This is a genomic window from Wohlfahrtiimonas chitiniclastica DSM 18708, assembly GCF_000375345.1.
Taxonomy (GTDB): Bacteria; Pseudomonadota; Gammaproteobacteria; order Cardiobacteriales; family Wohlfahrtiimonadaceae; genus Wohlfahrtiimonas; species Wohlfahrtiimonas chitiniclastica.
This window is the reverse complement of sequence record NZ_AQXD01000006.1, coordinates 1-16,358: the sequence shown is the minus strand read 5'-3', so window position 1 is coordinate 16,358 and position 16,358 is coordinate 1. Positions and strand designations below refer to the sequence as shown.

Below are 16,358 nucleotides of genomic sequence, written 5' to 3'. Positions count from 1 at the left end.
AAATTTGTCACACAGATCTGTTATACTGAAATTGAAGTCACAACAAAGTTGCAACACGATTCACATCGATACAACAACATAAACATAAGGAGCTTCGTATGCTAAAAGTATTACAATCCCCCGGTAAATATGTTCAAGGTCCCGATGCACTTGCTAAAATTGCTGATTACATCGCACCCCTTGGCAAAAAGGCTTTCGTGATCGCCGATGAATTTGTCTTTGGCCTCGTCAAAGAGATTGTGGAAAAAAGTTGTCAAACTCAAAACATCCCTTACAGTGAAGCGATTTTTCAGGGCGAATGTTCTGCAAAAGAGATCGATCGCTTAAGCGATGCCTTTAAACAGAGCGGTGCGGACATTGTCGTCGGCATCGGTGGCGGTAAAACCTTAGATGCTGCAAAAGCTGTGGCTCATTATGGTCATGCGCCCATCATCATCGCGCCGACGATCGCCTCAACCGATGCGCCGACAAGTGCGCTCTCTGTCATCTATACAGACAATGGCGAGTTTGAGAGCTATCTGCTCTACCCTAAAAATCCTGATGTTGTATTGATGGATACGCGCATCATTGCCAATGCACCGGTTCGCCTTTTTGTGGCAGGCATGGGCGATGCGCTCGCCACTTATTTTGAAGCCAGAAGCTGCTCAGAGGCACAAAAGACCACCATGGCCGGCGGATTGACCTCATTAGCCGCGATGTCACTGGCCACATTGTGTTATGAAACATTGCTTGAAGAAGGGTTTAAAGCAAAATTGGCGGTGGAAAATAAAGTCAGCACCAAAGCTGTGGAAAACATTGTTGAAGCCAATACGCTCCTCAGTGGTTTAGGCTTTGAAAGCGCAGGTTTAGCCGCCGCTCATGCCATTCACAATGGTTTAACGGTGATTGAAGCGTGCCATGATCGTTATCATGGTGAGAAGGTCGCCTTTGGTACATTGGTGCAATTGGTGCTGGAAAATAGCCCGATGGAAGAGATTGAAGAAGTCCTCGATTTCTGTACACAAGTGGGTTTACCTGTCACCTTAGCAGAACTTGGTTTAACGACGGATGCGCCAAATTATCATGAATTATTGCATGCAGCCGCTGAGTTAAGCTGTGCAAAGGGTGAAACCATTTATAACATGCCTTTTGAAGTGAAAGTGGAAGATGTCTATGCCGCGCTTTTAACGGCAGATCGACTCGGGCGCGCATGGCGCAATGAAGACATCTGATGCATCTTATCATCATAAAAAAGCCCTACATTGACAGGGCTTTTGCTTTTATAGGCGAAGCGTTAAAATCTCACGCACGCGTTTGGCATCAATCGATCGATGCTCCCCAAGCTGCCAACCACGCTCGGCAAAACGGGCACAAATGGCATCGATGGCTGTGGCATCTAATTCATAATCACTCAAGCGCGTTTTCATGCCAACGCTGTGGAACCATGCCTCAACTGCCGCAATCGTCTGTGTGATGAGTGCATCATCATCGATGGCATCAATGCCAAACACATTGCGCCCAAGCTGCATGATCTTACGGGCTTTGTGCGCTTTTTCCATCACCATGACACCTGGTAACACAATGGCTAAGGTTTGGGCATGATCTAAACCATACAATGCCGTCAATTCATGCCCAATGGCATGCGTTGCCCAGTCATTGGGCACGCCCACTCCAATCCAACCATTGAGCGCCCAGGTGGCCGCCCACATAAAATTGGCGCGCGAATTGTATTCCGGTGCTTGATGAATGATGGCATCTGAGGTTTCAATCAATACCTTCACCACCGCTTCTGCCATATAATCTTGTACCAAGGCTTGATGTTGATCCGTTAAATATTGCTCCATCACATGAATGAATGCATCCACCAATCCATTGGCCAATTGACGCGTTGGCAATGTATATGTGGTCAAAGGATCCAGCACAGAAAATGTAGAAAACGTGTGGGGACTTGTGAATGATAATTTTTCCTGCGTTACGGCACGGGTGATGACGCCACCATCATTCATCTCTGAACCTGTCGCGGGCAATGTCATCACTGCACCAAACGGTAAGGCCTGAGTGATGCTGCTGCCACCATCAAGCAAAATTTGCCAAGGATCATCCCCTGTATAACAGGCCGCAGCGGCAATGAATTTCGTGGCATCTAACACAGAGCCGCCACCCACCGCGAGCAGAAAATCGATCTTCTGCTCACGAATGCATGTCACTGCTTGTAAACACGTTTCATAATGGGGGTTTGGCTCAATGCCCGCAAATTCAATCACGGTGTGTTCACTCAATGCCGCCTTGACTTGATCATAGACGCCATTACGTAAAATGCTCCCACCGCCATAAATCATGAGCACGCGTGCCGCCTTTGGCACCACATCTTTGAGTTTTTCAATCATCCCCTGACCAAAAATGATCTCAGTGGGATTTGCATACATAAAATTGTTCATCAACGTTCCTCATTAAGGTGAGACAGGACTCAATGATAACGGAAAGAGGAGCGGAACGAAAAGCACAGCAATCAACATCACAATCATCGCAAAGGGTAATCCCACCTTCACAAAGTCCCCAAAGCTGTAATTACCCGGTGCAATCACCAAGGTATTGACGGGCGATGACACCGGCGTAATGAAAGCGGCCGATGAGGCAATCGCCACAATCATGGCAAATGGATAAGGCGATAAACCCAACACAGAAGCGGTTTGAATGGCGATCGGTGCCAATAAAACTGCCGTGGCGGTATTGGAAATAAAGAGCCCGGTGAGCGCCGTGACACCAAAGAGAATCATCAATAAAATCCGTGGACTCGCATCCCCGCTGATCTCTAATAAAAATTTAACCGCTAAATCCACACCGCCTGTGTTTTGTAGGGCAATGGCAAAAGGAAACATCCCTACAATCAGGATAATGCTTTGCCAATGGATGGATTTATAAGCACTGTCCATCGTAATGCAACCAAATACGCCCATCAACAGCGCCCCAAAGATTGCCACAAGCACCGTTGGAAAAATACCGGAAATCATCAATCCCACTGTGATCAAAAGTGCCACAACGGCATACGGCGCTTTTTCCATGGCCGGCGCCACTTCATCCACTTCTGCCGGAATGGTGAGCACCACAAAATCATCTTTTAAGGATTGTAATTGACGAATCGCTTTCCACATCCCGATGACCAACAATGTATCGCCCTGCTTTAAGCGCTCATCTAACAGCTCATTTTCCACAATTTTGCCTTGGCGACGCAGCCCGATCACATTCAGATTGTAATTGGTGCGAAAGGCATTTTCTAAAATGGTTTTATCAATGAGTTGTGAGTCCGGATGAATCGTCACTTCCACCATGCCAATTTCGCGCGCATGCTCATTGAAATAGCTGCTCAATAATGGCAAAGACATCAAGTGAAACTCTAAACAAAATTGATTGATCTTTTCAGGATAGAAAAAGTCAAAGAGCAAAATGTCATTTTCTTGAATGATCCGATCCGGCACAGCATCAAGCACCACATTTTTAAAGCGGCTTAAACGGCGCTCAACGGCAATGATATTCGCCCCATGCTTTTCCCGCAGGTGCATGTCTGACAATCTTCGCCCCACTAAAGGTGAATCCTTCCCAACGCTCGCGCGGTGATTACGACCTTTGAGTTGATATTCACTCACTAAATAGTCAATGTCCACGCGGGATTTACGAGATTTTTTAGTCGCTTCATCGGCTTTTTTTCCAAGCAAACGGCGGGCAAACAACATATACACAACGCCGACGACGAGCACCATTAAGCCAATCGGTGTGAATGAGAAAAACTCAAAGCCCTCATGACCAGAGAGCTGTAATTGCCCAGACACCACTAAGTTAGGCGGCGTTGCCACCAACGTCATCATGCCACTGATGAGCCCTGCAAAGCTGAGCGGCATCATCAATCGACGCACATCTGCCTTCATTTTTGCAGCAATACTGAGCACAATCGGAATGAAAATTGCCACAATCCCTGTTGAACTCATCACTGAGCCTAAAATCGCCACCGACAGCATCAACAAAACAATGAGCCGAGTTTCACTGTTTTTAGATTGGCGAATCAGCCAGTCACCCACGCGAAAAGCAACGCCTGTGCGCACAAGGCCATCCCCAATGATGAAAAACACCGCCACAATGATGACGCTTGTGTCACTGAAGCCAGCCAAAGCTTGATCGAGCGTCACGCTGCCCGTTACAGGCAATGCAAGCAGCGCGCACACCGCCACCACATCCATGCGTGGCTTGTTGATCATAAATGCAATCACGGCTGCAAACAGCAGCCCTAACACAATCATTAATTCGTGAGTCATAATCTTTATTCTTCGAAGACTTTTTTAGGGAGATCTCGCCATTATAGTGATTTACACAAAGGTTTCATCTCCTATTCTCATCTCTTAAGATTTTGATGCAAACTGCTGCAATGTGGGCAGATAATACTCTGTTAAAGTTAAACTTTCTTGATTCATATAAAACGTAGAACGGCGCGCCACAACCGTGGTCAATGGTGTTTGGCAATGGTCGCGCAAAGCGCTTGGCAACTCATGCGGCTCAAAGATTTGATAGCTGAAGGCTGAGCGATCAATCACGTTTTCGCCACTGAATAATTTGCGCCCTAAAGATTGCGTGCCACAGTTTAAATAATCACACCAAAAATGCGCCGTTTGATCACATAAGCTTTCTGCCCAAATGACTGCAATGCCTGACAATTGCAAGACCACTTGACGACTGAATGCATCACCCTTTTCACCTAAAAAAAGTAAACTAACGCTAAAGTCATCCTTTAATGCTTCTAACCCCACCGTCAATGATTGAATGGTGAGCAATGGCTCATACAACTCAATTGATAAACCGGCTTGTGTGAGTTCTGTGTGCAGCTGATCCTCATGAAACCATGGCATCGAAACGCTCCTTATCCATAAAAATCACCAATGATACCCCAATCCAAAATGGACGCTGCGATTTCTCGATTCACCATCTTTTGAACGGATCTTTTCATAACTCACGCCTGTATTGACGGAAATGGCATCCGTCAATTGATAGGAAAGCGTCGCCCCTAAATTTAAATCGAGCGTCACCGCTTGATTAAAGCTTCGACCCACCTCACCAGTTGTGCTGAATTTAATGGATTGATTCATCAAGGCTTGGCGATAATCCCATTTTAATGAAGCTTGTGGGTTTTCACGATGATCACTATTTCGATACTCAAGCACCTGATAATTTAAGAGCGTTGCCACTGAGAAGGCTGAGCGCTCATTGTTCCAAAGCTGCCAACCGGGACCTGTACCCACCATGGTATTTTCACGAATCTCTTCTATCCAATCATGCTGATAACTCATCGCGCTTTGCCAGAAAAAATGAGGCGAGAAAAAGCGATCCACTGAATAGCCTAAATTATAATAATAGCTCTTCGTGCGATCACTCTCTGTTTTTCGATAAAATGCGCCATTCAATGTATGCCGCCACAATCCATGCTCAATTTTAATGGTATTGGCCCAATTGTAGCGCGCTGTTTTTGTACTGTCGCGGTCAATATAGGCACCAAAAGTGACATTGCCCGTCACTTTCAAATCTTGGCGTTTAGGCATCTTCTCATTGACTTTCGCGAGCGAAATTTGCTCACTCATTGGCATTTGCACAACGCCGTCATCGGTATCCACCAACAGCAATCGCTGTGCACGCTTGCCCTCTTTCTTAACAATCTTAAACTCAGCGCCGTGCCCCACAATTTCAGAAGAGAAGAGATCACGCTTCACATTGACGGCATTTGTTGTTGTAAAACTGACCACTTGCGATTGATCAATCTTCACTGTCCCGGCGTAATCTGTTTTTAAAAAGAGATACGGCCCTTCTAGATAGGTGATTTGTCCTGATAAACGATCGCCGTTTTTCAGAGCCACTTCATCGGCAAAGACCGAAGATAAGAGCAAGAGTCCAACGCTCCATCCAATTTTTTTCACTGACATTCTTCCTGTGTTTTGCACAAATACGCCATCATTATAGCGCCCTTTTAATGAGAACCGATTGATAACTGTATAAAAATTATGATGATTGTGATTAACAATGAGATTGATAATCAAATACTATCATGATACATTTGCATACGATAATGATTCCCATTGACATTTGGACCCAATTTACATGCACCCTAAATATCCTGTGACCACTGCTTTAGCACTATCCTCATTGCTGCTCCCCCATTTTACATTTGCTCAGTCATCCTCTGATGAGGACGACACCAATGCCATCAACCTTGATAAAGTTGTGGTCATTGGTGAAGTCAAACCACAAGCCGTCTTTAAATCCACACAAACGGCTGCAGACATTACCAAGAATATGGTGCAAGATGAGCGTGATCTCTTTCGCAATGAATTGAGTGTGGGCGTTACTGAAAGTGGCCGTGCTGGCAGCAATGGTTATGCCATTCGCGGCGTGGATAAAGATCGCGTGGCCGTCATTGTTGATGGTTTACCCCAAGCTGAAACCTTCATGCCCTCTATTTATAAAGGCTATGGTTATTTTAATGGCAGCATGAACAATACAGAGTTTGAAAACATCAGTTCCGTCACTGTCAATAAAGGTGCAAACTCCGTCAGTGACGGCAGTGGCGCCGTCGGTGGCTCTGTTTACTTTAAAACCAAAACTGTGGATGATTTTGTTAAACCGGGTGAAAAGCTTGGACTCTACACTAAAGGGGCGTATTCCTCTAAAAATAAAGAGTGGCGCTATGTGTTAGGGGCAGGCTTTAAAGTCAATGGCTTTTTTGGTTTTGCACAATTAACGCAGCGCCGCGGTCATGAAACGAAAAATAATGGCCGAGGGGATGATGTGTATGGCTGGACACGTGGCCGCCCGGATCCTTCAAAATTCCGCACCACATCATGGCTGACAAAACTTGGCTATGAGCTCAATGAGTCAAACCGCATCACCGCTTTTTATGAAGATCGTGCGCATCGTCAATTTACTGAAGAAAAAACATTTGATGGCTGGAATACGCACCGATTTGCTTCAGATACTGCACCTTATCGCCGCTATGGCTTAGAGTATGACTACTTTGCCACCGATTCCACATGGTTAGACACCATTAACATCATCGCCGCTGATCAGAAAATCAAAATGCAAGCGCACACTTATAATGTGAATCAACGCGATTTTAAAGTGGATCAACGCTATTTTCGTGAGTTTGAACAGCGTCAAAAATTACTCAAAGCACAACTCTTTACACAAGCCATCAACCTTGGTGGCATCGAGCATACCTTCCAAGGCAAGTTAGAGCTCCGTAAAGGGCACCTTAAAAATCAAAACTATGATGTTTTATATTTAACAGACAGCGTACATCCGTCAAAATACAGTATCATGACGCCCGTCAGCTCAAAAGTGCTCGCACTCTCTTTGCAAGATGAGATTCAAGTCACCCCTGAATTACATTTGTCCCTAGGTGCCCGTTATGATCAATACACATACAGCCCAAAATTAGATGGCAGCAACAAATTCCCCATCAGTTTTGACGACAGTAAAAAACATTTCTCGCGCCCTTCATGGTCAATTGGCGCAACCTATAATTTTACGCCAGAGCATCAAGTGGGCTATAAAATCAGCACAGGCTTTAGAGCCCCTAAAATTGAAGAACTCTTTTTTGAATTTGGTAAAGGCGGCGCCAATCACTTTATGCCAAATCCACAACTGAAACCTGAAACAGCCCTCAATCAAGAGATCACCTACCAATTCCAAAATGATTACAGCCAATTTGGCATTGGCATTTTTGAAAGCCGCTATCGTAACTTTATTGATGAACGTGTTTCAGAGGGTCGAGCACCGAATCCATATTATGATCCATATAATCCATGGAGTGGTGGCGAATACTTCTTCGTGAATCAAATCCAATTTGTGAACATTGCCCGTGCAAAAATCAAAGGCATTGAAGTCAATGGTTCAATCAATGGTGAATTATTGGGATTATCGGACAGCTGGACTTTTAACGCTAAAGCACAATACAGTCGCGGTAAAAATCAAGATGGTGATCCACTCAAATCCATTCAACCTTGGAGCGCATTGATGGGCATTGAATATCAAGCACCTTCTGAGCGTTGGAATCTTGCCTTAACCGGGCGTTACAGTGCCGCAAAAAAAGGTAAGGATACCATTGAAACACAGTATTCTTATCGCGGAGTACAAAAGAAAGAATGGCCATGGTTAAGCCCATCCTATTTCGTGGTGGATTTAACAGGGCAAGTGAACATTGATAAAGACATGAGCATCAACTTTGGTGTGTTCAACCTCTTTAATCGCAGTTACACCACATGGGACAGTTTACGAGACATTCCTACTTATGGTACAACGAATCGCGTGGATCCAAAAGGTAAAGGCTTAAATCGTTTCACAGCGCCTAAACGTAACTTTATGATTTCGTTTGAAGCTCGATTCTAACAACAATTTTTAATCAACCAATATTACCGATGATGCTCATGTATCATCGGTTTTTTTATTGCGCTTTCAGCATAGCTCAATCCTTAATTATCCTGTTTTATTAATATATTTAAATTGGAACACTCTTTAATCATTTCTTCTGTTCCTAAATGAGGTTTGTTTATATCTATTTTATTATCGGAGAAATAACCTTCTGCAATCAAACCCCCAACTTCATCCCAAACTTTCCAAATCCCCACCCTATCATTTGCCCACAATCCATCTGAATCGTACATTCCTTCACATCTTTTCTCACCATTACTATGCCAATACTCAGCCCATCCATGATTAGCTGAACTAGTCTGTTTATGTTTTTTAAACATAGCCTGCCCATTTTCGTACCAAGCAAAATCTTCTCCTGATTGGCTACTAGGGTAATCATGAATGAACATGCTTTTTTTTGAACCATTTGAATAAAACGTCTGATCCCATAACCGACTCCCATCGTTGCTATAAGCAATGATAGTTCTCAAAGTATTTTTTTCATCATATTCATGCTTTTCACTAAAATATCGTGTTTTTTTGAATTGGCCATTACTATATTTTTCTGCTGTTAGTAAAGAGCCTTCTTCTTTTTTTGTACCATCTTCTCTCCATAAACGATATGGACCACCAATATGGCCATCTATCAATTGGTATTCTGCTCGCTTAATCCCTTTTTCATCTATTACAACTTTTTTTTCAATATTTCCTGTACCACTTAGAACTTTAGAAAAATGGTCTGCTTCAAATATTCTTTTTTTCTCCTGCTCAGCACGTTCTGCTCTGAGTTCTATCAGTTTTTTTTCTCGATACTCTTTATCTAATCGCTCCAAGGCAGCAATGGTTTCTTGTCTTTCCACCTCTTTATATGTCATATATTTTATATAACCAAAGTAACCTCCTCCAATAACTACAATAATGACCAGTCCTATTAAACTTTTCTTCAACATATATTTTTCTCCTTAGGCTTCAAATCTATTTCTATAACTCACGCATACTCTCATCCACCTTCGTTTGAAGGGGGCTCAAGAAGTAATCAATCACTCGACGTTCTCTGATCTTAATCTCTACCGTCACATTCATACCCGCTGTCAGCGGTATTTTCTTTTCATTGATCATTAAATAATCCTTATCTAGTTTAATAATTGCTTGATACACCAATCCATAATCCTGATGTTCGATTGCATCAAAGCTGATGCTTTTCACTCTTCCTGTAATGTAACCATATCTCGTGTATGGGAAGCTTTCCACTTTGATCACAACCTCTTGGTTATGTTCAATAAAGCCAATGTCCTTATTAGGCACCAATGCTTCCACTTCCATAAAATCACCTTCAGGTACAATCACCATCAACTCTTCACCATGAGAAACGACCCCACCTTCCGTATGGATATTCAGCTGTTGCACAGTGCCATTGGCTGGCGCTTTAATGTGAGCTTGATCCATGCGGTGCTTTGCTCGTTGGCTATCAGCTGTATATTGGGGAATCAGTTCTTGGGCTTCTCGTAAGCCATTTAGTGTTTCTTGCTTGAGTTGATATTCAGTGTATTGGCGCTCTTTCTCTAACTGAATTTTGCCTTCATTGATCTCGATGAGTCGACTTTCCTGAGAGGCTAACTCATGTTTAGCATTGATATGATCTTGTCTCTTTTGATTATATTGATGTTTAGAGACACCTTTACTCTTATTATTACTGAGCTTTTCATAGTCTTGTAGCTCTTCTTCGATGAGTTCTATATTTTGTGTGAGTTTATCCACTTGAGCATTGGTGGTGCGATACTCTGCATCCTTTTGACGAATCGCTGAACCATAGCGATCATCTTGAGATTGCCAAAGCTGATACTGGTTTTGCACCAGTTGCTCAGCCTGTTTGAGTTCATCAATTGTGATGCGTTCGGTGGCTTCCTCTGTGATGAGTGGCATCTCTTGATTTTGCAGTGCTTTAATCAAAGCTTCAGAACGGTATTTTAAAAGCGTTGCAGCCTCTAAAGATTGTTCTGCTTTTTCATAATCTTGATCTGCACCTAAGAAATCTAATGTGACTAAGGGATCGTCTTTTTTAACTTCATCACCATTTTTCACATAAATTTTAACGATACCACCATCTTCTAAGCTTTTAATAGCCTTACTGCGCCCGCTTAATACTGTTTTACCTTGTGCGGTTGCCACAGCCTCCATATGACCTAAGATGGCCCATAAAAGAGTGATGACAAAAAAGAGCATGATCAATCGTGCAGCCCATTTAGGTGCATTGGATAAAGGTGTTTCTACCAACTCTAGTTGAGCAGGCAAAAATGCACGTTCATCCTCTTCACGTTTTGGTGGATCTAATTGTTCCCTAATATTCCAAACGGCTTTCCCACTCGAAAAATAAAAATATTGCTAATTCTAAATCTGACATCAAATGATGAGTACGTCTTATTTTATAACCAAAAACACGATGTGATCGGCCTGATGAAGATATATCAGAAATTTTTATCCAAGGTTTATAATCAGCTAGTTCACCTTGACCTCGACCTTCTTTAAGCCACTTCTCTTGATTCTTTGAGAGTATAAAAAAACCTCTTGCCATTGTTACAATAGACAATAGCAAGAGGTATTCACTGATGTTACCGAGTAATAAAGATTCACCCTAAAACTAACACAACACATTGATTTTATAAAATTTTATTCGATGATAAAATAATAAAGTATCATCTTAAATCTTAAAAATATTGGTATTAAACTAGAAAATAAGTAATAAAGTTTCATCCTGAAAATTAGAATTAACAAAAAGCCCTGCAATATTTACAGGGCTATTCTATATATTAAATCAATACGCAGAAGTTGTTAACATTGGTCTAGACAGTGATTGATCTGTTGTCACCATGAAATCCTCATTAGAACTATTCGTTGAATCGAATGCAGCCATTGCACTAATTAATTGATGTAAACTTTGATCCACAGAAAAATCCGCATCATTCTGCATTGCCATCCTAGAAGAACTCATTCTATTGACGGGTATTGTTAAACCAAATGCTCCAAAAATTTGATCTGCAGATATACTGCCACCTGTTTCAAACTCAATAGATTCAATTAAATATTTTCCACCTAAAAAGAAATTCTTAATAGTCACTTGATTATCAGGACTTTGGTCTACACGTAAAATAAGATCATCGCCTGACTTTGTCAATCCTGATCCTACTTGATTAAAGGTAATATTATTACTAAAGCGCAATCTGTCATGCCCACCAGATTCTTCAATAACATCTCGACCCCCACTATAAATGTATAGGTCATTTCCTAATCCACCACGCATGTAGTCATTTCCTAGTGTATCACGCAATGTATCATTACCTTGTGTACCTTCAATCCATTCGATGCTTGTATTCTCAGGCATTGTTAAACCAAATGCTCCAAAAATTTGCTCAGCAGAAATGCTACCACCTGTTTCAAATTCAACAGATTCAATTAAATAATTACCACCCAAGAAGAAGTTTTTAATTGTAATCTGATTATTAGGATTCTGATCAACTTGTAAAATTAAATCATCACCAGATTGTATCAACCCAGAACCTACTTGGCTGAAAACAATACCATTAGAAAAACGTATACGATCATAACCACCTGCTTCCTCGATGATATCCTTACCTCCTGTATAAATATACAAATCATCACCAAGGCCTCCCATCATATAATCATCTCCGAGAGTGTCTCTTAAAATATCATTCTTATCGGTACCAACAATATTCTGCCCTTCACCACTTCCAGGGTTTGTTCCTGGATCTGTTCCTGGATCTGTTGGAAGCACTGTTAATTGTTTTGCTATTTGTGCAGCTGAAAGAGTATAACCGGTGCCTGGTTGAATATAATTTAATAACCAATCACCACCTAAAAAATGATTCAAAACACGTACTTGCTGTTGTAAATCTTTATCAACTAGAATGACTAGATCATCTTTATCACGGTGATAACTAATACGATTCGCTGCAATGCCATTCATAAATAATCCATCATTACCGCCACCAGTATTGTCAATAGTATCTACACCACCACCTTCTGTGTATAAATATTTATCATCACCTGTTCCACCGATTAGTAAGTCATCACCATCTTCACCATACAATGTATCGTTTCCAGCACCGCCTAGCAAAATATCATTACCAGACCCTTGGCCACTACCGTTACCACCAGACAAGTAATCATCACCATTTCCACCTTCTAGTCGATCATCACCACCCATACCAAATAATTTATCGTCACCATCAAAACCTTGAATCCAATCAGCACCTGAACCTCCTGCTAATTGTTCACCTTGTGATGTTCCTTCAATGACTCTATCAAATTTACCACCACTTTCAGCAGCTTTAATCATCTCAGAAATTTTAATAGCAGGGATTAAGTATCCTCCTTGAGCTTGTACGAAACTTAGCTCTTTCTCACCGCCAAGAAAATGATCTTTGACTGTAACAGATTGCAGGGAATCATTATCTACTAAGATAACCAAGTTCATGCCATCTCTATGGAAACTCAATCTCTCTTCACGAATATCATTAAAGAAAAGAACATCTTTACCACCACCTTGATGATCTATAATATCCTGACCATCTCCAGCATAATAAACATAATGATCATCGCCTTCGCCACCATCTAGAACATCATTTCCTTTTCCACCACGAAGCGTGTCATTTCCTTTACCTCCGAAAAGCTGATCATCACCTTCACCACCATCTAGATAATCATTGCCTTCATTTCCATATAGCACATCGTTTCCCTCTCCTGAGAAAATCTGGTCATCACCTGCGTGACCGTAAATATGCTCGCTTCTATCTCGGTATCCAATTGTCTGTTTTTTATTTGGATCTGCATAGTAATGAATACTATTCTCTATCATTTCAGAAGTTACAAAGGTTCCATCAAAAAATTCAATTTTGTTAATTTTATGGTGATCATTACCATCTTTATATTCTACAAAGTAATCTTTAACTGTAATGCTATCGTTTTGATTACTATGCTGTATTACTAAATCCTCGCCAAAACGCTTAAATTCAATATTCTCTTTAGAAATATTTTCTCCAAAACGAATAATGTCAAACGATTCCAATACATTGCTATACGCCTCTCCTTTTGCACGTTCAATAATGGTGTCATTTCCATCCCCTAATTCAAATAAATAAATATCATCAGAAAATGCGCCATATAATGTATCGTTACCTTTTCCACCTTTAAGATAAGTCACTCGATCTGATTCAAATTCAGTATTTTCTCTATCAAATTCAAGATCAGCTAATAGCATTTCCTTCTCTTCTAATCCATTAAAGAAATGGCGATACTTATCTTCAGCACGCAAAATATCATTACCAAGCCCACCATCTAAAAAGCCCTGGCCCTGGAGCAAGTCATTACCTTTACCACCCTCAAGAAGACCATCACCGATTAAAGTATCATCTCCAGCCCCTCCTACTAGATGACCAGTACCTTCTAAATGATCATCTCCGTCACCACCATCAAGATAACCACTACCTGAAATGGTATCGTTACCATCTTCACCGAATAATTGACTATTTGGACCTATACCATGAATTGTGTCATTACCACCACCTGCACGAATAATATCATCGCTAGTTAAACCATGAATAATGTCATCCTGTGATGTTCCTTGAACACTATAATGAATGATGTCATTTTGATCCCAAGATGTACCGTCTGCAAATTCAATTCTATTAATTGGTAGTCTACGATTCAAATTATCAAATTGCGCATCAATCTCTATACGATTATTAGGGTCTAATGCTTCATAAATTATTAAATGGCCATTTCCATCATGCCAAAAAACCAATTGATCGGCATTTAAGTGGGTAAATACAATAGTATCAATTTCATCTTCAGAATTTTCCCGATACCAACCTGTAATCTGATCACTTCCCCAATTTGATCCAAAGATATATCTATCACTGCCTCGACCACCATTTAAAGTATCATTTCCAGCACCACCCTCTAGAACATCGTCACCATCTTCACCATAAAGAGAGTCATCACCACCACCTCCCTTTAACAGGTCATTACCATCATTACCATAAAGAACATCGTGACCATCACCACCTTCTAAAAGATCATCTCCATCCTGTCCATATAGAGTGTCATCTCCATCACCACCTAATAAATGGTCATCCTTATCTGCGCCATATAAGGTATCGTTTCCAACGTTACCATGAATGGTATTCGAAATACTGTTATACCCCAAAAGCTTATTATCCGACGATGTGCCGTTCAGTGAAAAGTTACGGAGCCAATCAATACCAGATATTGTTTTATCTGCAAAGACAAATTCAGAAAATGGCGCATTTCCATTGATGCGGTCAAAATTATTAATCAATACTCTGTCATTATCACCATATTCAATGACTAAAGTATTGGAAGAATATTCAGGCTTCTGAGTGAATATAACTTCATCTGAGTTAATACCTTTAAATATTATTTTATGGCTAGCACCTAAAAATGAATCATTTTCCAAGTTAATATGATCAACACCATCACCTTTATTGAATATAAACGTATCCGTTAGGCTGTGGCTAAAGAACTCATCATTGCCAGCACCACCTGTAAAAGTTGTATGACCACCGTAACTACCATGAAGGGTCTCATCACCTTTTCCACCTTTTATATCAGCATTGCCTGTTAAATATAGGTGAACTGTAGCCTTTTCTGTAGACTTAGTATCTAAGTGTAATTCTGCATTTCCAGACCAATAAAAATTGGAATCATTATAATTACTCAAGCTCTTAAGTGATAAAACCTCAAAAGTATTTAACTTAATGCTTTTATTCCCAACTTTCAAATCGGTAACTGTTGGTATCACAGTTCTATCACGCCAAGTACGCGCATAATAATCCTTAACTGTTATTTGATCCTCATTACCATAGTGTAATATTAGGTCATAGTTATTTCGTTGAAAATGAATATTCTCTAGTGAATCATCAGTTATATGAATCTGATCTTTATCTTCAGTTGATCGATTATTACTAATAATAATATCTTTACCATCGCCAACACTAAACTGATAAGTATCATTGCCAGCCCCACCATTTAATGTATCATTTCCTCGCCCACCTACAAGTAAATCATTCCCATTGTTACCCACTAAAGTATCATTTTTACTAGCACCAGTAATATATTGATTCTTACTCGTTGATATTTGAATTGTACTACCTTGAGATGAAGACACATCATCTGTTGTAACAATTAATTCACCATCCCAATAGAAGTTATAACCAATATTAGATTTACTTGTGACAAGTAACGGTAACTGTAATAAATCTTCTACCCCTAATATTTTGTCAGTGAATTTAAATTGGTGAATTTTATTGCTTAACCAATCTGCTTTATTTGCACTCTTAGCATAGAAAAAGTTATTAATACGAATAGAATCATTTTTACCATATTCAATGATTAAATCATATTGTTCTGCATGCAGTCGAGCCTCAGCACTGCTTACATCTAAAAACTCAATAACATCTACATCGGTTGTACTGTTATAGCTATCTGAAATAACATCCTTACCATCCCCTTTACGGAACTTATAGGTATCGCTACCAGCACCACCCACTAAACGGTCATCACCTTTACCACCAATAAGCACATCATTACCAGCACCTGTTGTGATCTGATCATCGTAAATGCTACCTGTTATATGATGAACATCTTTGGCTTCACCTGATAATTCAATCGTGTGTCCTTTAGCAACATCAGGATTAGACAATACAGTGATATCACCTCTCCAGTGAATCCCTGTTAAATCACTGCCTTGGCTTTCCCATTGAATTAATTTTGACTGTGCCAATTCTTCTAAGGTCAGGACAACATTATCTTTAAATTCAAAGTATTTAACCTTATTGGTTAACCAAGCAGCTTCGCCTGAAGCATAATATCCATTTTGGAAAAAATCTTCGATTCTAACT

At 40.8% G+C, this 16,358-nt stretch carries 9 protein-coding genes and 1 pseudogene; 2 read left to right on the top strand and 8 right to left on the bottom strand.

The genetic code is table 11. The annotated features are described in order from the left end of the window. Positions 1 to 98: 98 nt before the first annotated feature. The gene (locus B143_RS0109325) at positions 99 to 1,211 is read left to right on the top strand and encodes a glycerol dehydrogenase (RefSeq protein WP_018123068.1); all 1,113 of its coding nucleotides are present in this window, start codon (positions 99 to 101) and stop codon (positions 1,209 to 1,211) included. Positions 1,212 to 1,259: 48 nt separating this feature from the next. Here B143_RS0109325 and B143_RS0109320 read toward each other — a convergent pair whose 3' ends face one another. The 4 genes from B143_RS0109320 to B143_RS0109305 all read right to left on the bottom strand — a co-directional run bounded on the left by B143_RS0109320 (position 1,260) and on the right by B143_RS0109305 (position 5,939). After that, the gene (locus B143_RS0109320; protein WP_018123067.1) at positions 1,260 to 2,417 is read right to left on the bottom strand and encodes an iron-containing alcohol dehydrogenase; all 1,158 of its coding nucleotides are present in this window, start codon (positions 2,415 to 2,417) and stop codon (positions 1,260 to 1,262) included. Between the two features lie 12 nt (positions 2,418 to 2,429). Continuing rightward, positions 2,430 to 4,286 (bottom strand): SLC13 family permease, encoded by a 1,857-nt coding sequence (locus B143_RS0109315; protein ID WP_018123066.1) that lies wholly within the window; start codon positions 4,284 to 4,286, stop codon positions 2,430 to 2,432. Positions 4,287 to 4,370: 84 nt separating this feature from the next. After that, positions 4,371 to 4,874 carry a chorismate--pyruvate lyase family protein gene (locus B143_RS0109310; protein ID WP_018123065.1) on the bottom strand — a complete coding sequence of 168 codons (504 nt, stop codon included), beginning with the start codon at positions 4,872 to 4,874 and terminating at the stop codon, positions 4,371 to 4,373. A 24-nt stretch (positions 4,875 to 4,898) separates the two neighbouring features. Continuing rightward, a complete protein-coding gene (locus tag B143_RS0109305) occupies positions 4,899 to 5,939 on the bottom strand; it encodes a DUF481 domain-containing protein (RefSeq protein WP_155964888.1) in 1,041 nt (346 codons plus the stop codon). Positions 5,940 to 6,114: 175 nt separating this feature from the next. On the opposite strand from B143_RS0109305, the gene B143_RS0109300 reads away from it, so the two are divergent. Further along, entirely contained in the window at positions 6,115 to 8,400 is a 2,286-nt protein-coding gene (locus B143_RS0109300) for a TonB-dependent hemoglobin/transferrin/lactoferrin family receptor (protein WP_018123063.1), read from the top strand. 83 nt (positions 8,401 to 8,483) lie between these two features. On the opposite strand, the gene B143_RS0109295 is transcribed toward B143_RS0109300, so the two are convergent. The 4 genes and pseudogenes from B143_RS0109295 to B143_RS0109285 form a co-directional block, all read right to left on the bottom strand. Then, positions 8,484 to 9,371 carry a toxin-antitoxin system YwqK family antitoxin gene (locus B143_RS0109295; RefSeq protein ID WP_008316781.1) on the bottom strand — a complete coding sequence of 296 codons (888 nt, stop codon included), beginning with the start codon at positions 9,369 to 9,371 and terminating at the stop codon, positions 8,484 to 8,486. 31 nt (positions 9,372 to 9,402) lie between these two features. Next, positions 9,403 to 10,713 carry an HlyD family type I secretion periplasmic adaptor subunit gene (locus B143_RS09780; RefSeq protein ID WP_248647530.1) on the bottom strand — a complete coding sequence of 437 codons (1,311 nt, stop codon included), beginning with the start codon at positions 10,711 to 10,713 and terminating at the stop codon, positions 9,403 to 9,405. 55 nt (positions 10,714 to 10,768) lie between these two features. Further along, a pseudogene (locus B143_RS10130) lies at positions 10,769 to 10,993 on the bottom strand (heteromeric transposase endonuclease subunit TnsA); the annotation flags it as partial. A gap of 240 nt (positions 10,994 to 11,233) precedes the next feature. Continuing rightward, complete coding sequence (locus tag B143_RS0109285; RefSeq protein WP_211205516.1) at positions 11,234 to 16,240, bottom strand: calcium-binding protein; 5,007 nt, start codon at positions 16,238 to 16,240, stop codon at positions 11,234 to 11,236. Positions 16,241 to 16,358: the final 118 nt, after the last annotated feature.